Annotated in this window: 22 protein-coding genes and 1 riboswitch; of the genes, 10 read left to right on the top strand and 12 right to left on the bottom strand. The window is 63.7% G+C overall.

What is annotated here, in order from left to right; all coding sequences use genetic code 11:
* Window positions 1-151 precede the first annotated feature (151 nt).
* Window positions 152-1057 carry a BatD family protein gene (locus tag BEN49_RS23125; RefSeq protein WP_070747052.1) on the bottom strand — a complete coding sequence of 302 codons (906 nt, stop codon included), beginning with the start codon at window positions 1055-1057 and terminating at the stop codon, window positions 152-154.
* A 361-nt stretch (window positions 1058-1418) separates the two neighbouring features.
* Between BEN49_RS23125 and BEN49_RS23130 the strand changes: the two genes are divergently transcribed.
* The 3 genes from BEN49_RS23130 (at window position 1419) to BEN49_RS23140 (ending at window position 3614) form a co-directional block, all read left to right on the top strand.
* Window positions 1419-2156, top strand: coding sequence for a ferritin-like domain-containing protein (locus BEN49_RS23130; RefSeq protein ID WP_070747054.1), 738 nt, complete (start codon window positions 1419-1421; stop codon window positions 2154-2156).
* Window positions 2157-2189: 33 nt separating this feature from the next.
* Window positions 2190-3080, top strand: coding sequence for a ferritin-like domain-containing protein (locus tag BEN49_RS23135; protein ID WP_070747056.1), 891 nt, complete (start codon window positions 2190-2192; stop codon window positions 3078-3080).
* Between the two features lie 318 nt (window positions 3081-3398).
* Entirely contained in the window at window positions 3399-3614 is a 216-nt protein-coding gene (locus tag BEN49_RS23140; protein ID WP_070747058.1) for a hypothetical protein, read from the top strand.
* Window positions 3615-3774: 160 nt separating this feature from the next.
* On the opposite strand, the gene queG is transcribed toward BEN49_RS23140, so the two are convergent.
* The 3 genes from queG to BEN49_RS23155 form a co-directional block, all read right to left on the bottom strand.
* A complete protein-coding gene (queG, locus tag BEN49_RS23145; protein ID WP_070747060.1) occupies window positions 3775-4710 on the bottom strand; it encodes a tRNA epoxyqueuosine(34) reductase QueG in 936 nt (311 codons plus the stop codon).
* A gap of 227 nt (window positions 4711-4937) precedes the next feature.
* On the bottom strand, window positions 4938-5990 hold the full coding sequence (gene ruvB / locus BEN49_RS23150; RefSeq protein ID WP_070747062.1) for a Holliday junction branch migration DNA helicase RuvB: 1053 nt from the start codon (window positions 5988-5990) through the stop codon (window positions 4938-4940).
* 120 nt (window positions 5991-6110) lie between these two features.
* A complete protein-coding gene (locus BEN49_RS23155) occupies window positions 6111-6452 on the bottom strand; it encodes an HIRAN domain-containing protein (RefSeq protein ID WP_070747064.1) in 342 nt (113 codons plus the stop codon).
* Between the two features lie 160 nt (window positions 6453-6612).
* On the opposite strand from BEN49_RS23155, the gene BEN49_RS23160 reads away from it, so the two are divergent.
* Entirely contained in the window at window positions 6613-6984 is a 372-nt protein-coding gene (locus BEN49_RS23160; RefSeq protein ID WP_070747065.1) for a hypothetical protein, read from the top strand.
* A gap of 69 nt (window positions 6985-7053) precedes the next feature.
* Here the strand turns inward: BEN49_RS23160 and BEN49_RS23165 are convergent, their stop codons facing one another.
* Both BEN49_RS23165 and BEN49_RS23170 read right to left on the bottom strand, forming a co-directional pair.
* The gene (locus BEN49_RS23165; RefSeq protein ID WP_070747067.1) at window positions 7054-7278 is read right to left on the bottom strand and encodes a hypothetical protein; all 225 of its coding nucleotides are present in this window, start codon (window positions 7276-7278) and stop codon (window positions 7054-7056) included.
* Between the two features lie 470 nt (window positions 7279-7748).
* Window positions 7749-8984 (bottom strand): acyl-CoA dehydrogenase family protein, encoded by a 1236-nt coding sequence (locus tag BEN49_RS23170; RefSeq protein WP_070747069.1) that lies wholly within the window; start codon window positions 8982-8984, stop codon window positions 7749-7751.
* Window positions 8985-9189: 205 nt separating this feature from the next.
* Here BEN49_RS23170 and BEN49_RS23175 point away from each other — a divergent pair, with 205 nt between their 5' ends.
* A complete protein-coding gene (locus BEN49_RS23175) occupies window positions 9190-10935 on the top strand; it encodes an APC family permease (protein ID WP_070747072.1) in 1746 nt (581 codons plus the stop codon).
* A gap of 87 nt (window positions 10936-11022) precedes the next feature.
* On the opposite strand, the gene BEN49_RS23180 is transcribed toward BEN49_RS23175, so the two are convergent.
* The 4 genes from BEN49_RS23180 to BEN49_RS23195 form a co-directional block, all read right to left on the bottom strand.
* Window positions 11023-11775, bottom strand: coding sequence for an ATP-binding cassette domain-containing protein (locus BEN49_RS23180; protein WP_083326403.1), 753 nt, complete (start codon window positions 11773-11775; stop codon window positions 11023-11025).
* A gap of 21 nt (window positions 11776-11796) precedes the next feature.
* Entirely contained in the window at window positions 11797-12489 is a 693-nt protein-coding gene (gene modB, locus BEN49_RS23185; protein ID WP_070747076.1) for a molybdate ABC transporter permease subunit, read from the bottom strand.
* Between the two features lie 33 nt (window positions 12490-12522).
* Window positions 12523-13299 (bottom strand): molybdate ABC transporter substrate-binding protein, encoded by a 777-nt coding sequence (modA, locus tag BEN49_RS23190; protein WP_070747078.1) that lies wholly within the window; start codon window positions 13297-13299, stop codon window positions 12523-12525.
* Window positions 13300-13500: 201 nt separating this feature from the next.
* On the bottom strand, window positions 13501-15957 hold the full coding sequence (locus BEN49_RS23195; RefSeq protein ID WP_070747080.1) for a TonB-dependent receptor: 2457 nt from the start codon (window positions 15955-15957) through the stop codon (window positions 13501-13503).
* A gap of 59 nt (window positions 15958-16016) precedes the next feature.
* A riboswitch (TPP riboswitch) is annotated at window positions 16017-16120 on the bottom strand.
* A 191-nt stretch (window positions 16121-16311) separates the two neighbouring features.
* Between BEN49_RS23195 and BEN49_RS23200 the strand changes: the two genes are divergently transcribed.
* A complete protein-coding gene (locus BEN49_RS23200; protein ID WP_094123214.1) occupies window positions 16312-16503 on the top strand; it encodes a hypothetical protein in 192 nt (63 codons plus the stop codon).
* Between the two features lie 123 nt (window positions 16504-16626).
* On the opposite strand, the gene BEN49_RS23205 is transcribed toward BEN49_RS23200, so the two are convergent.
* Window positions 16627-17505 (bottom strand): aldose 1-epimerase family protein, encoded by an 879-nt coding sequence (locus tag BEN49_RS23205; protein WP_083326402.1) that lies wholly within the window; start codon window positions 17503-17505, stop codon window positions 16627-16629.
* Between the two features lie 40 nt (window positions 17506-17545).
* Window positions 17546-18067: an AAA family ATPase gene (locus BEN49_RS23210; protein ID WP_070747082.1), complete on the bottom strand. Its 522-nt coding sequence runs from the start codon at window positions 18065-18067 to the stop codon at window positions 17546-17548.
* A gap of 215 nt (window positions 18068-18282) precedes the next feature.
* Between BEN49_RS23210 and BEN49_RS23215 the strand changes: the two genes are divergently transcribed.
* From BEN49_RS23215 to BEN49_RS23230, 4 genes are all read left to right on the top strand, one after another.
* Window positions 18283-18609, top strand: a complete 327-nt coding sequence (locus BEN49_RS23215; protein ID WP_070747084.1) for a rhodanese-like domain-containing protein — start codon at window positions 18283-18285, stop codon at window positions 18607-18609.
* Between the two features lie 170 nt (window positions 18610-18779).
* Window positions 18780-19544: a YqjF family protein gene (locus tag BEN49_RS23220; protein ID WP_070747086.1), complete on the top strand. Its 765-nt coding sequence runs from the start codon at window positions 18780-18782 to the stop codon at window positions 19542-19544.
* A 54-nt stretch (window positions 19545-19598) separates the two neighbouring features.
* Window positions 19599-20543, top strand: coding sequence for a glycosyltransferase family 2 protein (locus BEN49_RS23225; RefSeq protein ID WP_070747088.1), 945 nt, complete (start codon window positions 19599-19601; stop codon window positions 20541-20543).
* Between the two features lie 185 nt (window positions 20544-20728).
* A partial coding sequence (locus tag BEN49_RS23230; protein ID WP_239692071.1) for a DEAD/DEAH box helicase occupies window positions 20729-21408 on the top strand: 680 nt, incomplete at its 3' end.

Below are 21408 nucleotides of genomic sequence, written 5' to 3' on the forward strand. Positions count from 1 at the left end.
CGGGCAGGGTTTCGTCGCGCACCTCGGGGCCGTAGCACGGCCAGGCCGGGCCGCGGGGCCAGCCACCGGCGGCGGCAGGGCCCCCAGGTTGCCGCGCCCCTCCACCCCCAAACGTATAGTTGAACACCTGCCCCGCCATGATTCGGTGCGGCTATGGATTCGCGCAGCTGGTAGTGCCCCACGGCCGCTGGGGGCCCCCACCGCGCCGCGCCGGCAGCGGGCGCACGGCCACCGCCAGGGCCGGGGCCAGGTAGGTTTTGTACTGGGCCAGGCGGCCGTCCACGCCGGGCTCGGGCTTTTTCAGGAGCCGGAACTTAGTCATCGTCAGGGCCAGGGGCGGGAAGCGCAGGGGCTGGGCCGTGAGCGGGTAGTAGGTGGTTTCGGCCAGCCGGAAGCGCAGCAGCTGCTCGCCGCCGCGGCGCACGGTATCGGGCAGCACGCGCTGCTCGGCGGCGGGCACTTCCCAGGCCGTGGTTTGGCGCAGCTGCCCAATCAGGCGCGGCAGCTGGTCGTCGAAGTCGTGGAAGGCCAGCACCGCCTGGTCGGCGGGCCGCAGGTAAAACGACAGGGCCACGCGCACGCCCTCCCCCACGTACACCTGCCGCCGGTCGGCCTCCAGGGCCAGGGCCCCGTGGTCGGGCACGTCCAGGTACAGGGCCGCCTTGGGCTTGCCAAACAGCTGGTCGAGAGCCCCCACGCCTTGCAGGGGCGCGGTGCCGGTCGTTGGGGCCCTGGCAGTGGGCACCGTTATCACCGCCGGGCCCACGTGCACGGTGCCGCCGCCGCTGCGCACCAGCACCCCGTTCACGGTCAGCTGAAAGGGCTTAATGGCGTAGTCGCCCTCGCCGTAGGGGGCGTAGCGTTGCGTAAGGGTGAATTCGGTGAAGCGCTTGCCGGCCACGATCTGGGTGGTCGTGGTGCTCGTTTTGCCGGCCTTCTTAAAGCCTTCGAGGTCGGGGAAATCGGAGTACTCGGCGAGTACCTCCCCGCGCAGCCGGAACGATAAAGTATAAATTCCCGTGACCGGCACACTGGCCGGGCCCAGAACCAAGGCCACGTGGGGTGAATCAGGCTGTGCCCAGCCAAAAAGATTTGCTAGCAGCAAAAATAAAATGGTCAGAAATAGGAGAGCAATCGTTTTCAATATCTTTTTAATCTCTACGTTACGGGATCCATAAAGTGGCCTAAATCACTGAATAAGGCTGACATAGCACAAAAATAGGGGTATAGGATTAAACCAAGAATAAAATAATTTACCTAAAAACACAATCCTTCTGATAATATGGCCCGTATCTAGCCCACGGACGCTTCAGGCGCCTGGTAGCTTGTGTGTTTACTTTGCACAAGACCATTACTACCCCGGAGTGCCGGGCAGAGAAAATCCATTTATTTATTTTTTACCACTTTCAATTTTCACCATGTCCCAACACTCCCAAGTAGGCGGCCAGGACGAGCTCATCACCGCCCAGCCTCTGTACACGCCTATCAAACGGCGTTCGTTCTTTATGTATGCCGGCGCTACCGCCGGTGCTACGGCCTTGGTATTGGCCGGTTGTTCAAAAGACGATACAAATAACAACATGCCTGCTACTGGCACCGTGAGCCTCGGCTCGGGTGACGTAGGTGTGCTCAACTATGCTTACGCGCTGGAGCAGCTCGAAGCTGCTTTCTATGCACAAGTAGTGAAGACGCCTGCTAGCGACTTTATGCCTAACGAATTGGCTTACTTCACGCAAGTAGCCGCCCACGAGGCTATTCACCGCGATTTCTTCAAGGCCGCCATCAATCGTGACGCTCCCGGCAAAGCCATTCCCGGCCTAACTCCGAACTTCACCAGCATCACTTTTTCGTCGCGTGCTTCAGTACTAGGTACCGCGAAGGCATTTGAGGATCTGGGGGTAGCTGCTTACAACGGCGCTGGCAAATTGATCAAGACTGCCGCTTATTTGGTAATCGCTGGCCAAATCGTTTCGGTTGAAGCCCGTCACGCCGCCTACGTTCGTGACCTGCTCGATTCCACCGGCAAATCATTTGCCGGCGACGACCAAGTGGATCCTACGACTGGCCTTGACAAAGCGATGATGCCGACTGATGTTATCGCCGTTGCCCAAACTTATGTAATGGAAAAGTTGGACGCTAGCACCGTCGGCAAATAATTTCCTCTTCCTCATTTGTAATCAATTTTTGTTATGGATCTCTTCAAAATAATTGACCAGCTCGCGGAAGTGGACGCCGACGTTCTTGGTCGCTTCGACTCGCGCCGTGCTATTTTTGGCTCGCTGGGCACCGCAGCCAAGCGTTCGGCCCTGGCCGCTACGCCGCTGTTTCTGGGCGCGCTGTTCCAGAAGGCTTACGCCGGCACCACTGGCACCACGGCTACGGCCGTGGAAGTGCTCCAGTACGCACTGGCGCTCGAGCTGTTCGAGCAGGACTTTTACGCAAAAGTGAAGGCTTCTGCCCTGTACACGGCTGCCTCAGCTACTGACAAAGCGGCCATCGACCAAATCAAAAAGCACGAGGATTCGCACGTTACGCTGTTGCAAGGTGCAATCAGCGGCATGAGCGCAACTCCCGTATCGGGCGTTACTTTCAAGTCAGCGGTTTTCGCAACCCTCGTCACCTTTAAAACTGGTGGTGCTGCTACCTCGCAGCTCGGCATCGCCCAGTTGCTGGAAGATACCGGCGTTCGGGCCTACAAAGGCCGCGCTGGCGAACTGCTCGGTACCGACCTGTTGACCGTAGCCCTGCAAATTCACTCGGTGGAAGCCCGCCACGCAGCAAAAATCCGCGTAATGCGCGGCCAGCTTGCTTGGGTGAACCCCGCCGACGACCTGGCAGCTCACCCAGTGTACACCAGCGGTGTTACTGCTGGCTCTAATCCCGGCCAGTTTGGCTTGGTGGTTCCTGCTTACACCACGCCTAGCCCAACCGAGAATAACACGACGCAGTCGGCTGTACCCATCACCACCGGCTTGGGCACCACCTACACGGCTTCGGATGCAGCTGCAGCTTTCGACGAGTACCTGCAAGTTGCCGAAGTGCTCGACAACTCGCGTGCTGGCAGCTTGATCGGCGCCTAATTCTTCTTTTAGAAGAAGGCTAAAAAACGCCGGCTCCGCACCATGCGGGGCCGGCGTTTTTGTGTAGCACAGGCATTCCGAGCAATCCGCCCATCGTTGTTTAAAAATGGTATTGTTAACGGCTTCCAGGGCCCCAATTAAATCTATAAAATTTGGGGATTCAACCCCGGAAAGTGCAGCCCTGGTCGGTTTCCTTGCGTAGTAGGGCACCGTAACTGTTGGGTGCCGCGTTCCTACCCGAGGCGCGACGCTCGCGCTGATGTAACTTGTGTACACAGCCAGCTACTCTACCCTTCCTTCCCTACCCCACCCAATCCCATGCTCGAATATGCCAAAATCATCTTGCTAAAGGTCAGCTTTAGCAGGTTGCTGTTTGAGAAAGAACTGCGCAAAGCGCTCAAAACCGTACTGCCCGCCGATCTGGCCCATTTCCGTTCGTGGTGCTACGCCGAATTTTCGCGCCTCTACCGCCGCGTGCTCAAGCGGGTGTTCCGGGCCCACGCCGGCCTGGGGCCTGCCCTCAGCGCCGCCTAAAACAGTTTTGGATTTGGTATGTGGGTGCGGCGTGCGCCCGTACCACCAAGCTGTGCTTGGTTTGCTACAGGGGCTCTTACGCAAGACCAAGCACAGCTTGGTGGTACAGGCGCAGGTCCCCACCGAGCACGGCTTTGAAACCAATCAGGGCCCCTGTGCGCTACGCCTCGGGCGAAACGAATTGGATGTTGCGCACTAGGCCGGCGTAGCCCGTGCGCTTCACCGCCGACTGCCGAAACAGCTCCGTGAACAGTTCGTGGGTGATTTCGCGCCAGTCGCTGGCCGACAGGTTTTTTAGCTCCGGGTGCGCCTGAAACTGCGGCTCCTGGTGCGGCTTGGCGAAGCGGTTCCACGGGCACACGTCTTGGCAGATGTCGCAGCCGAACACCCAGTTGCCAAACTTGCCGCCCACTTCGGTCGGAATCTGGTCTTTGAGCTCGATGGTGAAGTAGCTGATGCACTTGCTGCCGTCTACCACGTAGGGCTCGGTAATGGCCTGCGTGGGGCAGGCGTCGAGGCACTTGGTGCAGGTGCCGCAGTAGTCGCGGATGGCGCCGTCGTAGTCCAGGTCCACGTCCACAATCAGCTCGGCGATGAAGTAGAACGAGCCGCTGCCGGGCGTGATGAGGTTGGAGTTTTTGCCCACCCAGCCCAGGCCGCTCTTTTTAGCCCAGGCCTTGTCCAGCACCGGGGCCGAATCCACAAAGCAGCGCCCGCCGATTTTGCCAATCTCGGCCTGCATGTCGGCCAGCAGGGTTTTCAGCTTGTCCTTGATGACAAAGTGGTAGTCGCGGCCGTAGGCGTACTTGCTGATTTTCAGCGTGTCGTCGGGCTGCTGCTCCTCCTTAGGCGGATAATAGTTGAGCAGCAGCGAGATGACCGACCGGGCCCCATCTACCAGCAAGCGCGGGTCGAGGCGCTTGTCGAAGTGGTTTTCCATGTAGCCCATGCGGCCGTTCATGCTGCGCTTGAGCCAGTTTTCGAGCCGCGGCGCCTCTTCTTCCAAGAATTCCGCTTTGGAGATGCCGCACGCCATAAAGCCCAGCTCGGCCGCGCGGCGTTTAATAAAAGGCGTCCATTCGGCACGAAGAAGCATGAAACTACAACTGGTTGGGCCCCAAAGAAACGAAGAACGCGCCGCTAGGGGCGGCGCGTTCCGTGCATTATTGCGTGGCCTCTGCGAGTCCGCACGCTGGCTAATGAGCTATTTGAGCAGGAACTGTCATGCTGACGAAGGAAGCATCCTATCAGAGTAGAACAGGCCGTTCATCAGTAATAAGATGCTTCCTTCGCCAGCATGACAGTTCTTATTCAAAAAAACTTCTAAGCCGTAATCTCAGCGAACAGGTCGCCGTTGTTGCCACGCAAGTGGCTGGGCAGCAGGCGACCCAGGTGTTGGTAGGCGGCTTCGGTGGCTTCACGGCCGCGGGAGGTACGCTTGATGTAACCCTCCTGGATGAGGAAGGGCTCGTACACTTCCTCGATGGTTTCACCCTCTTCACCACACGCGGTGGCAATGGTGGTAATGCCCACGGGGCCCCCTTTGAACTTGTCGATGATGGTGGTGAGGATGCGCTTGTCCATGTCGTCAAGGCCGCGGGCGTCCACGTCCAGCGCGTTCAGGGCAAACTGCGCAATTTCCACCGTGATGGTGCCATCGCCTTTGATTTGGGCAAAGTCGCGGGTACGGCGCAGCAGATTGTTGGCAATGCGTGGGGTGCCGCGCGAGCGGCGGGCAATTTCAAAAGCCGCATCCTCGTGGATGGGCGTGCCCAAAATTTCGGCCGAGCGCAGCACAATGGTGGTCAGCAGCTTGGAGTCGTAATACTCCAGCCGGGCCGAGATGCCGAAGCGGGCCCGCAGCGGCGCCGTGAGCATGCCCGAGCGGGTAGTGGCTCCCACGAGCGTGAAGGGCGAGAGCGAAATCTGCACCGAGCGGGCGTTGGGGCCCGAGTCGAGCATGATGTCGATGCGGTAGTCCTCCATCGCCGAGTACAGGTACTCCTCCACCACGGGGTTGAGGCGGTGGATTTCGTCGATGAACAGCACGTCGTGCGGCTCCAGGTTGGTGAGCAGGCCGGCCAGGTCGGAGGGCTTGTCAAGCACGGGGCCCGAGGTCATCTTGATGCTGCTGCCCAGCTCGTTGGCGATGATGTGGGAGAGCGTGGTTTTGCCCAGGCCGGGGGGGCCGTGCAGCAGCACGTGGTCGAGGGCGTCGCCGCGCTGCTTGGCGGCGGCCACGAACACCTTCAGGTTTTCCAGGATTTTGGCCTGGCCCGTGAAGTCGTCGAACGACAGCGGCCGCAGGGCCTTGTCGATGTCCTTGTCGGTGGCGTCGAACTGTTCGTTGCCGCCGGTGAGATAGGCTTCGCGCATGGGATAAGTATCGGTTAATGGTAGTCAGGTGGTAGCCGTGGGGGCCCTGCTCCTCAACCCCAAGCGCCGGGAAAAAGCTCCCGTTTTTTTAGCAAAACTATATGGGGGCTGGGGGCCCTACTAACGATTCATTAGCACTTCGATATCGAGGTGCAACCAATCCGATTCCCAGGATTTATGATTGAGGCGGGCGGTGATTTCGAAGCCGGCGTCGAGCATCCGGGCCACGGTTTCGTTGTGGCCCTCGGGCAAATAACCGAGCCAGACGTTGGCCGGGTGGGTGGTGGGGAGGGTGTGCACCTGCACGGCCCAGTCGTCGTAGTGGCTGTCGGGCTCGCGGGTGAGCAACAGGGCCTGCCCGATTTGCAGCGAAGGTTCTACTTCGTCAATTTCGGGGCGGCGGTGCGAAGTGCCCGCAACGAGGCACTCCAGTAGCACGAGGGGTTCGGTAGCCTGCTTCATGGGGCCAAATTACGGGGCGGGCGGCGAACGGCAGGAAAGTCAGTGCTTATTGCCAAAACCTGGCACTGCTGCCAGTATTCACGAGATGGTAATATTAGCAGAGTAGCTAGCTGCTTAGCTTGCGTGAGCTTTTCATTCTCCCTCCCAATCATTCCTTATTATGAAAAAATTCTTTGTTTTAGCAGCAGTGACCCTGGCTGCCACCGGCTCATGGGCCTTCTATCCAAAAGCAGCGGAATCGACCGCATACATGATGGTCATCGGCAACTTCACGCTCAACAGTTTTTCGGCCGATGCCAACGTGACTACGTTGCTACCCAATGGACAGCAGTCCGAACAAGTGGTTGATGTTAAGATTCGGAGCGCCGAAAAAATTACGATTGGATTCGTAGAAGTACAGAAAGCAGCGTTAGCCAAGGCAAATGATTTGGCTAAAAGTGGCTGGCGGATAGTCAGCGCATCGCCATCTACTTTCACCAAAACCGGTACCACTTACGTAAACCAGACCGTTTATCTGCTGGAAAAGAGGTAGTATGCTAAGCACAAAAACGGCCGCTCCATACTATTTGGAACGGCCATTTTTTATTGAGCAATGGCCCACTCACAGCGAAGCTAGGAAACCATCCAGGCTGATTTCGGGCTGGCGCCCGGCCAACATTTCCGGCACCTCGCGTAGGGCCCCCAGCGTTCCGTCCAGTACAAATTCGCGCCCTTGCAGTTGGCGGTAGTATTGCTTCAGCTCCAGCCAGTCGGCCATCGGTAACAACACGGCCTCGGGCTTGTCGGCGGCATCGGTGAGGTAGTGGAGGGAATTGGTGGTAGACATAATAATTTTATTTGGTCAGTCAAGTTGATACTGCTGAAGCTACTAGCGCACCCGGAGCTAGCGGGCGGCGTGGATGTTGCGCAGTTGGCTATTAGTGCCTGATGGAGCTTAGTGCCAGTCGTAGCTGCAATGGCGGCATTGCTTGGCGCGGGGGGTGCGTGCTAATTGGTGACATTGGGGACACCTGTTAAGCAGTGCCTCGCCGCCATGCTCTTCGTAGATTTTATGCGCGATTCTCCGACGAAAAACTGGTACTCCGTCCCGAATCAGTTCCAGCACTTCCTCATCGTCCGATAGCCAGCCAGCCCGTAGCATCACGGCCCGGTACCTTTCGCGGCTGGCTGCGTTATCCATAGCAGCCAGTTTTTCGTTATGCAGGAGATGCTTGTAAGCTAGCTGCTCCCGTTCAGGCAGTTTACTAGAGTATTCCCGAATGAGATAATCCACGACTTCCTGCTCCACTAGGCTCTCTACTTAAACGCCTGGATGCCCGTGATATCCGCGCCGGTGATGAGCAGGTGGATGTCGTGGGTGCCTTCGTAGGTGATGACGGATTCGAGGTTCATCATGTGACGCATGATGGGGTACTCGCCGGTGATGCCCATGCCGCCGTGGATTTGGCGGGCCTCGCGGGCCACGTGCAGGGCCATGTCCACGGAGTTGCGCTTGGCCATGCTGATTTGGGCGCTGGTGGCCTTGCCTTCGTTTTTGAGCACGCCCAGGCGCCAGGCCATGAGCTGGGCCTTGGTGATTTCGGTGATCATCTCGGCCAGTTTACGCTGCTGGAGCTGGAAGCTGGCGATGGGCTTGCCGAACTGCTCGCGCTGGAGGCTGTACTTCAGGGCTGATTCGTAGCAGTCGATGGCCGCGCCGATGGCGCCCCAGGCAATGCCGAAACGGGCCGAGTCGAGGCAGCTGAGGGGGCCCCGGAGGCCTTCAATGTTGGGCAGGATGTTCTCCTTGGGAATCTTCACGTTGTCGAACACCAGCTCGCCGGTGATGCTGGCGCGCAGGCTCCACTTGTTGTGGATTTCGGGGGTGGTGAAGCCTTCCATACCGCGCTCCACGATGACGCCCTTGATGCGGCCCTGCTCGTTCTTGGCCCAGACCACGGCCACTTGGCACTCGGGCGAGTTGGAAATCCAGAGCTTGGCGCCGTTCAGTACGTAGTGGTCACCGGCGTCCTTGATGTTGGTGGTCATGCCGCCGGGGTTCGAGCCGTGGTCGGGCTCCGTCAGGCCGAAGCAGCCCAGCCACTCGCCGCTGGCCAGCTTGGGCAGGAACTTCTGGCGCTGCTCCTCGGAGCCGTACTGGTAGATGGGAAACATCACGAGCGAGCCCTGCACCGAGGCCGTGGAGCGCATACCGGAGTCGCCGCGCTCAATTTCCTGCATGATGAGGCCGTAGCTGATGTAGTCCATGCCGCCGCCGCCGTATTCGGTGGGCACGGTGGGCCCGAAGGCCCCCACGTCGCCAAACTTGCGCACGATTTCGGAAGGGAAGTGCGCCTGCTGGGCCCACTTCTCGATGCTGGGCGAAATCTCCTTCTTTACGAAGTCGCGGATGCTCTGGCGCACGAGGATGTGCTCCTCGGTGAGCAGGCCGTCGAGGTCGAAGTAATCGGTGAAGCCGTTGGCGTTGGTGCTGCCGCCCTGGGCGGTGTGGGCTTTGGCTTCGGGGGCGAGGACGTCGGCAATGGAGGACATGGCGGGGTGGGGTAGAGTGTAAAGCAAAGATACTTCGCGGGGTAGCGCGGGCACCGCGGCGGCCAAAAACCGGCCGCCGCCGCTGCGACAAGAACTCAATTGCGTGCTTTTTAACTCCCTTTTATTTCAACTCTTTCTCCCGAAAAGTCTATCTTTCCCGTAAACGCTCACACGTTCTTCATTCTATCCTTACCCACACCCGCTAATGGCCCACGACAAGAAACTCAACGAGCTTGAAGCCACGGCCATTTGCGGCAACGACATTTCCTCTTCCTGCCTCTACGTATCGGCCCTGTCCATTGGCTACGCGGGGCAATATGCGTGGGTGGCGCTGCTGCTGGTGGCGGGCTTGTTGTACCTGTTTCGTAAGATTTACGGGGAAGTGGTGGGGGCCCTGCCCCTCAACGGCGGGGCCTACAACGTGCTGCTGAACACCACCAGCAAGAGCAACGCCTCCATTGCGGCCTGCCTCACCATCCTCTCCTACATGGCCACGGCGGTGCTGAGCGCAGGCGAGGCCATGAATTATTTGTACCTCATTGCGCCCATTCCGCACGTGCCGGTGCTGTGGGCCACGGCGGGGCTGCTCACGTTTTTCCTGCTCCTGACCTCGGCAGGCATGTCGGAATCGGCCATCGTGGCGGTGGTCATTTTTGTGGCGCACCTAGCGGCCCTCACGCTGCTGGTGGGCTCAGGGGCGTGGTTTGTGGCCCAGCATGGGCTCACCACGCTGCACCTCAACTACGCGCAGCCGGTGGTAGGCGGTAGCCTGGCGGTGGCGCTGTTCCTGGGGTTCAGCGCGGCCATGCTGGGCATTTCGGGCTTCGAGAGCTCGGCCAATTTTGTGGAGGAGCAGGCCCCCGGCGTGTTTCAGAAAACGCTGCGCAACATGTGGCTGGTGGTGAGCTTTTTTAACCCCGTGATTGCGCTGCTGGCGGTGGCGGTGGTGCCGCTGGCCACCGTGGGCGACCACCAGGAAACGCTGCTCTCGTACCTGGGCCAGCAAACGGGGGGCCCCTGGCTGGCCACGGTCATCTCCGTCGATGCCGTGACGGTGCTCTCCGGGGCGGTGCTCACGAGCTTCGTGGGCGTGAGCGGCCTCATCAAGCGCATGGCGCTGGACCGCATCTGGCCGCAGTTTTTCCTCAAGGAGAACCGGCGCGGGGCCAACTACATCATCCTGGCCATCTTCTTCGGGCTGAGCTTGTCCATCCTGCTCATCACGCGGGGCGAGCTGGAAACGCTGGCGGGGGTGTACACCATCTCGTTTTTGTCGGTCATGGCGTTTTTTGCCATCGGCAACTTCCTGCTGAAAGTGAAGCGCGGCAAGCTGCCCCGGCCGGTGTACGCGGGCGTGTTCAGCGTATTTCTGGCCCTGATGGGCGTGCTGGCGGGCCTCTACGGCAACGTGCAGAAGAACCCCGGCTACCTGGTGGTGTTCCTGCAATACTTCATTCCGGCGGCGCTCATCGTATACGCCATGCTCGAGCGCATTGCCATTCTGAACCTGGTGCTGGTGGGCGCCACTTCGTTTTATGAGGGTTTTCGCCGGCTGGCCATCCGCAGCCAGGTTAGCATTCGGCGCTTGGTGCACGAGCTTAATCAGCAGGAGTTTGTGTACTTCACCAAAGGCGACAACGTGGCCAACCTCAACAAGGTGATGACCTACGTGGAGGAAAACGAGTTTACCAACCGCCTCAAAATCGTGATGCTGCTTGGCGAAGGGCAGGAGGTACCCGCCGGCTTGCTCAACGACCTAGGCGTGCTCGACCGCGCCTACCCCAACATCCACCTCGATTTCGTGACCCGCCCCGGCAGCTTTGGCCCCGATCTGATTACCGAGCTGTCGGAGGAGTGGCAAATCCCCAAAAACTTCATGTTCATCGGCTCGCCCGGCGACAAGTTCCCCTATCAGATTTCGGAGCTGGGCGGCGTGCGACTCATCATCTGAGGCAACGCCCACGCCGCTACGCTGCCCCGATGGCCAGCGCAATTGGGGCCCCCACCGCCCCCGCGTAGCCCGCCGGGGCCCCAACTTCTACCTCGGCCCCACCGGGCAACTGCACCCGCAGGCGCCGCCGGGCAGCACGGCCAGCACGCGCCCGGCCACCGTGGCGGGGGTGGGCGGCGCGGCCGGGGGCCCCACGCGGCGTACCTCGCCCAGGTCCAGCTCCACCACGCGGTGGGCGAGGCGGGTAATTTCGGCCGGGTCGTGGCTGATGAGGATGGTGGTGAGTTGGTACTGCTGGTGCACGGCGGCCAGGGCGGCTTGCAGACGCAGGCGGGTGGGCTGGTCGAGGGCGGCCAGGGGCTCGTCGAGCAGGAGCAGGCGCGGGCGGCGGGCCAGGGCGCGGGCCAGTGCCACGCGCTGCTGCTGCCCCCCGGATAGGGCCCCGGGGCGGCGTGGGGCCAACTCGGTCAGCTCCATCAGGGCCAGCAGCTCGGCCACCAGGGGCCCCGCGCCGGGCTGGCCGGCGGCGGCAAAGGCCAGGTTTTCGCGCACCGTCATGTTCGGGAACAGGGCGTAATCCTGAAACACGAAGCCCAGCGGGCGGCGCTGCGGCGGCAGCCACTGGCGCGCGGCCTGGTCGTACCACACCTCACCCCCGGCCCGCACGAAACCGCCGTCGGGCCGGTCGAGGCCGGCGAGCAGGCGCAGCAGCGTGGTTTTGCCCGCGCCCGAGGGCCCGCTGATGGCCACTAGCTCGCCGGGGGCCAGGGCCAGGGCCACGTCGAGGGTGCGGGGGCCCGCGGCGGTGTGCAGGGCTTTGCGGAGGTGGAAGTCAAGCACGGGCAATTACAGAAGGAAAGCTCAGAGCAGGCGGCGGCTGGCGTCGCGTTTCGTTACGTAGAACAGGGCCACCAGAATGACGAAGGCCACGGCCAACAGCGTGAGGGCGTAGGCGTTGGCCTGCGGGTAGCGCAGGCTCTGCTGCTCGTCGTAGATGGCGATGGAGGCCACGCGGGTGCGGCCCGGCAGGTTGCCGCCAATCATCAGCACCACCCCGAATTCGCCCAGCGTGTGGGCAAAGGCCAGTACGGTGCCGCTGAGCAGGGCGGGCTTCATGTTGGGCAGTAGCACCCGCCAGAGCGTGGTACGGCGCGACTTGCCCAGCGTGTAGGCAGCCTCGGTGAGGGAGCGCGGCAGGTTCTGGAACCCGGCTTGCAGCGGCTGCACCATAAACGGCAGGCTGTACACCAGCGACCCCACCAGAATGCCGGCAAACGTGAAGTTCAAACTCAGCCCCAGCGTGTTGATGAGGAAGCGCCCCAGCGCCGTGCCGTCGCTGAAGGCCAGCAGCAGGTAGAAGCCAATGACGGTGGGCGGCAGCACCAGCGGCAGGCCCACCACGGCTTCCAGCAGCGGCTTGAGGGGCCCCCGGCCGTGCGCCAGGGCGTAGGCCAGCGGGATGCCCAGCAGCAGCAGCAGCCCCGCCGTGCAAGTGGCCAGGGCCAGCGTCAGGCGCAGGGTTTCCCAGTAATCGGGGGTTAGATCAAACGCCAAGCCGTGGGTAGCAAATAACGGTGAATGAATGCGTTAGCGGCCATCGGCCAGGCTAAAGCCGTACTTGCGCAGGGCCTGCCGGGCCACCGGACCGGCTACAAACGCCGCGAAGGCGGCGGTGGTGGCGTTGCCCTGGGCCCGCTTCAGCAGCACGTAGCTCTGCTGCAAGGGCGAATGGGCGGCGGCCGGAATCAGGTAAAATTTGCCCAGGCGGCGCAGCGCGGGGCTGAGGGCTAGCGCGTAGGCCAGCAGGCCGGCATCGGCCGCGCCGGTGCTGGCGTACTGGGCGGCCTGGCCGATGTTTTCGCCCAGCACCAGCCGGGGCTGCACCTGCTCGTATAGTTTGTAGTGGCGCAGCACTTCTTCGGCCAGGCGGCCGTAGGGTGCGTGGGCGGGGTTGGCAATGGCCACGCGCTGCACCCGCGCGTCGAGCAGCGTATTGATTCCCTTTGTGTTAGGATCGAGCTTCCGGCTCCACAGCACCAGGCGGCCCTGGGCGTAGGGCACGGGGGCCCCAGCCGTGAGGCCCGCCTGCTGCAAGCGGCGCGGGTAGTCGCTGTCGGCCGAGAAGAAGATGTCGAACGGGGCCCCGTGGCTCAGCTGCTCATAAAACCGGCCCGACGAGCCGTACACCACGCGGGCCGGGACCCCGGGGTGCTGGCGGTTGAAAATCGTCACCAGCGAGTCGAGCACGTACTTTAAGTCAGCGGCGGCGGCGATGGTGAGCGGCGGCCCCCCCGGGGCGGGCGCGGCCCCGCTGGGGCCCCCAGCGGCCAGCAACAGGCAAAACAGGAATGACAAGCGGCGCATGGCAGGTACGGTAAGGGCCACCCGATAACTACCGGATGGCCCTATGGTTATATTCGCAAAGATACTGCGCTGCGCCGGCGCCCTAATGCAGTGGAGCATGTACCGCCAAGCTGTGCTTGGCCTTGCCCCAGGGCCCCCAGGGGTCTAGCCCTAGGGGCCCTGGGGCAAGACCAAGCACAGCTTGGTGGTACAGCCCCTATCCTACCAGCGCAGGTTCACCGAGGCCAGGAAGCTGGTGAGGGCCTGCGGGTAGTAGTAGTTATAATACTGCGTTTGGCCGCCGCTGATGTAGCCGTAGGTGTAGCCGTTGTTCACGTACTTGGCTCCCAGCACGTTATTGAGCAGTCCGGCGATTTCAATCTCGCGGAAGCCCAGCTTGCCGGGGTGCCAGAGGTAGCGCACGCGCACATCTTGTACGTAGTAGGGCGCGATGCTGCGGCTATCGGTGCTGGTGTTATCCAGGTACTGGCGGCCGGCGTAGCGGGCCAGCGTGGCCAGGCGCAGGCCGGGCAGCGGCTCGTACTCCAGGGTGTAGGCGAAGGTGAGGCTGGGCGAAAACGAGATGTTGGTCTGCCGGAAGGCCGTGCCCCGCTCGCCGCCGTTGTCGTAGTCGGCCAGGTAGTCGGTGTAGTTGTTGATTTTGTTGCGGCTGAAGGTGGCCGTGGGGCTGAAGGTGAGGCCCCGGGCCAGCACGGCGGCGGCTTGCAGCTCCAGGCCGGTGCGGTACGAGTCGCGCACGTTGGCGTGGATGGGGTTGCCCACGTCGTCGAGGTGACCGCTGAGCACCAGCTGGTTGCGGTACAGCATCAGGTAGTAGTTGGCCGACCACTGGATGGGGCCCGTGGTGCGGCGCAGGCCCAACTCGAAGTTGTTGAGCATTTCGGCGGTGGGGCGGCGGTCGGCGGGCGTGTCGGTGTAGTCGGTGCGGGTGGGCTCGCGCTGGGCCAGGGCGTAAGAGGCATAGGCCGCCAGCCCGTCCTTCACCTGGTAGGTGAGGCCGGCCTTGGGATTCAGGAAGTTGAACTTGATGGTTTGCTGGCTCTTGCCGCCGTTGGGGCTGCCGTCGGGCGCAAACAGCTCGTAGTTCACGTACCGAAATTGCAGGTCACCAAAGGCCGAGAGCCGCTCGCCCAGCGCCACCGTGGCGCGGGCGTAGCTGTTCACGTCCAGCTTGTGGGCGTTGGGCTCCTCGGCGTAGCGGGAGCCGGTTTCCGGAATATCGTTGCCCCGCTGGGCCCAGGTCAGCTCATCAAAATGCTGGCCGCGGTAGTTCACGACTGCGCCTCCAATTGTGAATGATTGAATGAGTGACTCGGTGCCTTTAGGCTGGAGCTGCAAGGCGTAGGTGGCGCCGTAGAGGTCGGTTTTCAGCCAGCGCCGGCGAATCACGTCGGTGGTCGTCAGCGTGTCGAAGCCGCCGCCGGTGCGCGGCTGGTACACGGGGCCCCCGATGCCGTACTGGGCAAAGTCCTGGTTGGCCTTGTACTCCTCGTAGTAGCCGCCGCCGCGCGTCCAGAAGGGCGTCACGCTCAGGTTGAGGCGGGGCGTAAGCTGCCGGGAAATCAGGAACTGGTAGTAGTCCTGCTGGTAGTTGTCGGTCTGGTTTTTATAGGCTGGCAGGTGCTGGCCGTAGTCGGTGCCGGCCTCGTTGTAGCGGCGGTTTTTGGTGAGCAGCGAGTCGGCCAGGCCGTACCAGCTTTGGTAAGTGGTTTCGTAGCCGGTGATGATGAGGGCCCTAAGCAGGGTTTTCTCGTCGGAATACGTACCGGCCAAATACAGCGACTTCAGCCGCGACGCGCCCCGGTCCACGTAGCCCTCGCTCTGCACCCGCGAGGCGCGGGCGTCCACCGTGAAGTGGTTGTTGATGAGGCCCGTGCCGGCGGCCACGGTGCTTTTCCAGGTACCAAACGAGCCGGCCGAGTTGTTGATTTCGGCGTAGGCCTTGGGGCGCAGGCCCAGGGTTTCCACGTTCAGGCTGGCCCCGAAGGCCCCCGCGCCGTTGGTGCTGGGCCCCGCCCCGCGCTGCACCTGGATGCTCTGCACGGACGACGCCAAATCGGGCAAATCGACGAAAAACACGCCGTGGCTCTCAGCCTCGTTCACCGGCACCCCGTTGAGGGTCACGTTGATGCGTGTACCGTCGGTGCCCCGAATGCGGATACCGGTGTAGCCCACGCCGGTGCCCGCGTCGGAGGTCGTCACCACGCTCGGCGTCTGGTCGAGCAGGTAGGGAATGTCCTGGCCAAAGTTGCGGGCCTGGAGCTGCTCGCGGCTCACGTTTTGGTAGGCCGTGCCGGTGCGCTCGTTGGCCCGGGCGGCCGTGACGACGGCCTCGGGCGTGAGGTTGCGGGCCGTGGCCAGGGCCAGCGCGGGCAGCTGCTGGGGCCCCGGCTGGCCTTGCAGCGGCAGGGCCAACGCCTCGTAGCCCACGTAGCTGGCCCGCAGCGTGTGGGGCCCCGCGGGCACGGCCGGCAGCACGAAGCGGCCGGCGGCATCGGTGGTGGCGCCCAGGCCAGGCACGTCGGTGAGGGTGATGGTGGCACCGGGCAGGGCCGCTCCCCGGCCATCGGTGAGGGTGCCGGCCACGGGGCCCTGCGCCCAGGCAGGCGCGGCGGCCAGCGCCAGCAGCACCGCCCCCGCAAAGGGTAAAGTTTTCAACAAAAGATGGAGAAACAGGACGCACCCAGGCCCCAGGGGGCGGAGCCAGGGCGGAATCGTCCGCAGATTGTTTATTTCCCTGCGCCGGCATTACCCGGTTCAGGTTCGATGGGTATCATCTCAGCCGGCGTTGCACGCAGCGCCAGCACCCCTAAACAGGCCGCAAAGGTAAGGGGGGACGAAATTATTCGAGGCCCCGGCGCTTTTTTTCTGCCGTGGTGGCTGGCTTTTTGGTGGAAATCAATTAATTTAGAGCGCCGGCCGCTGCAACCCCTGGCCAGCTTTGGCGGTTATAAGTCCGGCCGCTTTTTCCTGTTTGCCTGCTATGTACCAGCTTCTCTACGCCGTTGTGCTTTGTGCCGTGCTGCTGTTCGTGCTCGTGGTGCCGCGCCGCCGCGTGGGGCCCCACCGCCACCGCCCGACGGCGACGACGACGGCGGCGAGCCGCACGACCCCGGCCTGCCCGACCTCGACCTGCCCCCCGGCATCTCGCGCCCCATCAACGATTGGGAGCCCGACTACAACCGCCCGCGCGTGGGCGCCTGAACCGTATTAACAATAAAAAGCGGGGTTGCGAACCGGATTTCCTGGTTCGCAACCCCGCTTTTTTGCGCCTAGCCGGCGGCTTCGCGCGTAGCAAAACTGCGTTGCCAACGGCGCCGGCTTACCCTATTTCGATTTCGTAAGTGGCTGCAAACGCCTGGCCGGGGCCCAGCGTGAGGATGCCTTCCTTGTCGCGCAGCTCCTGCGGGGCCCCACGGGGCTGGCCACGCCGTGCCAGGGCTCGATGCACACGAACTCCGCCCCGGGGCCCTTCGTCCACAGCCCCAGGTAGGGGAAGCCGTCGAAGCGCAGGCGCACGAAGTGCGGCGCGCCGTGGGCCCGCAGCGCCACGCGGGTAAAGTCGTAATCGGCAAACACCAGCGCATCGTCGGCAAACAGCTCGTAGGTGAGCGGCAGGGTAGCCTCTTGGTGCAGCACGGGGGCCGTTTCGCCGCTGCGCAGGCCACCGCGCAGCAGGTGCTTGCTGAGGGTTACGGGGTGATCAAACTCGAAATAATAATCCTCGAACCGCTCGCCCGGCAGTAGCGGGCACCGGAACGCGGGGTGGGCCCCAATGCTGAACAGCAGGTCGCCGCCGGGGGCCCCGGCGGGGTTGCGCACGTCCCAGCGCACGGCCAGAGCGGTGCCGCGCAGGGTGTAGGTGATGGTCAGCTCGAAAGCAAACGGGTAGTTGGCGCGGGTTTCGGCCGAGTCGGTGAGGCGGAAGGCCAGCTCAGTTTCGGTGTGGCGCAGCACGGCAAATTCCTGGTCGCGGGCGAAGCCGTGCTGGCCCAGGCGGTAAGCCTGGCCCTGGTGCAGGTAGGTATCGTCGGGCAGGCGGCCCACGATGGGGAACAGCACCGGCGCGTGGCGGCCCCACACGGCGGGGTCGGCGGCCCACACGTACTCCAGGCCGGTAGCGACGGCAACGAAGCCGGTCAGCTCGGCCCCGTGGGCGGCGAAGGTGGCCCGGCATTGGGCATTGGCAAGAACGAGGGCGGGCATGGCGCGGGCAGTGGCGAAGGGTGATAATAGGGGCCCTAAGCTACGGCTGGGCGCGCAGCAGGCCGTCTACCAGCTGCTGGGCCGCGGCCAGGCGCTGCGCCGGGGGCCCCCAGATTTCGGCAAACGGGTCGGGGCCCGCGCGCAGCTCGTCGCGGTAGCGGTCGTAAAAGTGCTGGCGCAGCTGCGGGTGCTCGCGCAGCGGGTCGGGCTCCCAGGGCACGTCCACGCCCAGCAGCAGCACTAGGTCGTAGCGCGGCTGGGCCACGGCGGCGGCAATCCAGGCGGGGCAGTGGCCAAAGGCGTGCTCAGACCAAATCTTGATTACTAGTAGGTTGGTATCGCACACTAGTAGGGCCCCACCGGCGGCTTCGGCGGCGGCTTCGGCGGCCAGCTGGCCGTGGGCAATGGCTTCGAGGTCGGCCAGGGCGTAGGGCGGCTGGCGGCCGGCGAGGTAGGCGCGAGCGTATTCGGGCACCCAGGGGGCCCCGTAGTGGGCGGCCAGCTGCTGGCTCAGCGTCGATTTACCCGTCGATTCCGGGCCGGTCAGCGCAAGGCGAAGCATGGGGAAGGTCAGGTTTGGGGGGAAAGGGCGGGCAACAGATGCGCGGCCGCGCCGGGGCAAAGTTGCGGCCCGTTGGCCCGATTGCCACCAAGCCGCGCCGCCAGCTGCATCCAATCGCCGCTGATTAAAATCACTTTTGTCCCAAATTGGGATTTTAATCACCTTGGGCTTCTGGGTCGGACTTATCTTTGTCCTCTGTTCGCCTAATTATTTTTATGAATATTGCTGCTATCAGCCCGGTTCAACTTGCCAGACGCCTCGCCGCCGGCGATGCGCTCCAACTGTTTGACGTGCGTGACCCCATCGAGTTCGATTATTGCCACCTGCCCGGCAGCGTATTGCTGCCCCTCGACGAGCTGCCCCAGCGCACCGACGAAGTGCCCGCCGCGGGCGAAGTAGTGCTGGTCTGCCACCACGGCGTGCGCTCAGCCCAGGCCCTCAGCTACTTGCAAGTGCGCCACGGCCGCACCAACCTGCTCAACCTGCGCGGCGGCATCGACGCCTGGAGCTGCGAAGTGGATCCCTCGGTGCCCCGGTATTAGCCCGTACCACCAAGCTGCACTTGGTTACCTATGCTGCCTTGGGGCCCTGCGGCATACTAAGAGGGCATAAGCAAGCCCCCTGCAGTGTCAACACAGCTTGGTAGTAAAGGCAAAGGGGCCCCTATTAGGGCCCCAGCACAATTTGGGCCCGGCGGTGGTTGTAGGGGCCCATGCCCTCTTCGCCCGTTTCTGCCCCTACCCTAGCCGGCCGCCTGGCCCTGCGCCAGCCCCCCGCCGGCTCCCCGCTGATGCGCCAGCGCTGGGGCGACCTGCTCTTTATGCACTGGCCGGTGCCGCCGGCGCTGCTGGCCCCCTTCCTGCCCCCGCGCCTGGCCCTCGACCTGCACGACGGCCACGCCTGGCTGGCCATTGTGCCGTTCCGGATGTGGGACGTGCGCACCCGCTTCACCCCGCCCATCCCCGGGGCCAACCAGTTTTTGGAGCTGAACGTGCGCACTTACGTGCACCTCGACGGCGTGCCCGGCGTGTGGTTTTTATCACTCGACGCCACCAACGCCTTGGCCGTGTGGGCGGCGCGCACCATCTTCCACCTGCCCTACCTGCGCGCGCGCATGGCCCTGGCCCGCCCCGCCCCCGACCAGGTGCGCTACACCGCCCGCCGCACCCACGGCGGGGCCCCGGCCGCGCACTTCGCCGCCACCTGGCGCGTGGGCGAGGTGCTGCCGCCGGCCGATACCGCGCCCGGCTCGCTGGCCTTCTTCCTCACCGAGCGCTACTGCCTGTACGCCGCCTGGGGCAAGCGCCTCTACCGCGGCCGCATCCACCACGAAGCCTGGCCGTTGCGCACGGCCGAGCTGCTGGAATACGACTCGAATTTGATCGAAGCGCACGGCTTGCCCACGCCCGCCGGGGCCCCGGTGCTGTACGCCGGGGGCCCTCTGGCCGTGGAGCTGTGGTGGCTGCAACGGGTGTAGGGCGGCCAATTCCGTTTCCTTTGCGGCTTGCTTGCCCCACTTTCGCCTTCCGCTATGATCCTCGTCGTGCTGGTCAACTACAACTCCACGGGCCACACCCTGGCCTGCGTGGAGTCGTTGCGCGCCCACACCCGGCCCGGCACCGCCTACCGGGTGATGGTGGTGGACAACGCCTCTGCGCCCGCCGAGCGCGAGGCGCTGGGGGCCCTAGCCGCCTACCCCGAGGTAGAAGTTTGCTATTCGGCGCTTAATCTGGGCTTTGCCGGGGGCAACATGCTGGGGTTCCGCACGGCCACAGCCACCCAACGGCCCACCCACGTATTTCTGCTGAACAACGACACGCTCCTGCGCACCGACTGCCTAACGGAGCTGGCCGACCTGCTGACGGCACGCCCCGAAATTGGCCTGGCCGCTCCCCAGATGTTCGGGCCCGAGGGCCAGTGGCTGGAGAGCTACGGCTTCTTCCCTACGCTGGGCGACAAACTACTGGGCCGGGGCTTATGCCGGGCCCTGGGGCTGGGCTACCACCCGCCGCGCCCCGCCCGCGCCGCCCGCCAGCCCTACCCGGCCGATATGGTAACCGGCGCCGCCATGTTTGCGGATGCCGAGCTTTTTGCGCGCATCGGCGGGCTCGATGAGCAGTATTTTCTGTACTGCGAGGAGGAGGACGTGGCCTGGCGCGTGTGGAAGGCGGGGCGCCAGGTGGTGGTGGTGCCAGGGTCAGAATTTGTGCACCTGGGCGGGCGCAGCAGCCAGCCCAGCTTCGGCCTGCTGCGCGAGTTCTACATCTCGCTCGCCTACTTTTTACGCAAAAACTTCAACCCCGTCCACGCCGAGGCCGTGCGCTGGCTGTTCGTGGTGAAGCTCGTGTTCCGGGCCCGGCGCGGCCGCCAGTACCTGCGCCTGGCCCGGTTTCTGGCCCAAGGCGCACCCATGTCGGCCTCTATTCGCCCCACCGCGGCCGGCAGCCCGGCGGGCTCACAGCGTTCCCCGGGTTAACGCACGTAATGGCCCGTACCACAAGCTGTGCTTGGTCTTGCCCTGGGGCCCATACGCAAGACCAAGCACAGCTTGGTGGTACGGGCCACTACGTGCGTTAACCTATAAACTGCGCTAAATCCCCGGCGCCGCCCCCGCCCCGGGGCCCCAAACCACCAATCTCCCAAGCCCTTTCCACCCCGCCCTTGGCCAACGATTTCCGCCTGCCCCCGCTGCCCGATTTGCCCATCATAGCGGCGCTGCCCGCGCTGCGCGATGCCCTGGCTACCCACGCCCGTGTGGTGCTGGAGGCCCCGCCCGGCGCGGGCAAAACCACGGTGGTGCCGCTGGCGCTGCTGGCCGCCGAGTGGCGGGGGCCCCAGGACAAAATCCTGGTGCTGGAGCCGCGCCAGCTGGCCGTGCGCGGGGCCGCCGCCCGCCTGGCCCAGCTGCTGGGCGAGCCCGTGGGCCGCACCATCGGCTACCGCGTACGGCTCGACAGCAAGGTGAGTAAAGACACGCGCGTGGAGGTAATTACCGAAGGCATTCTGACGCGGATGCTGCAAGACGACCCGGCGCTGGAGGGCGTGGCCTGCGTGGTGTTCGACGAATTCCACGAGCGCAGCTTGAATGCCGACCTCGGCCTGGCGCTGGCCCTGGATGCCCAAGCCGTGCTGCGGCCCGAGCTGCGGATTCTCATCATGAGCGCTACGCTGGAGGCGCAGCGGCTGGGGCAGTGGCTGCCGGCGCCAGTGGTGTCGTCGGCCGGTTTTCTGTTTCCGATTGACACGCACTACCTCGACCCGCGCCGGGCCGCCGCCCTGCCCAACCGGCCCGGCGAGCGGCTGGCCGCGCTGGGTGCCGGCCCCAGGGTGCGGGGCCCGCG

Origin of the sequence: Hymenobacter coccineus (assembly GCF_001816125.1) — a bacterium.
GTDB classification, from domain to species: Bacteria; Bacteroidota; Bacteroidia; order Cytophagales; family Hymenobacteraceae; genus Hymenobacter; species Hymenobacter coccineus.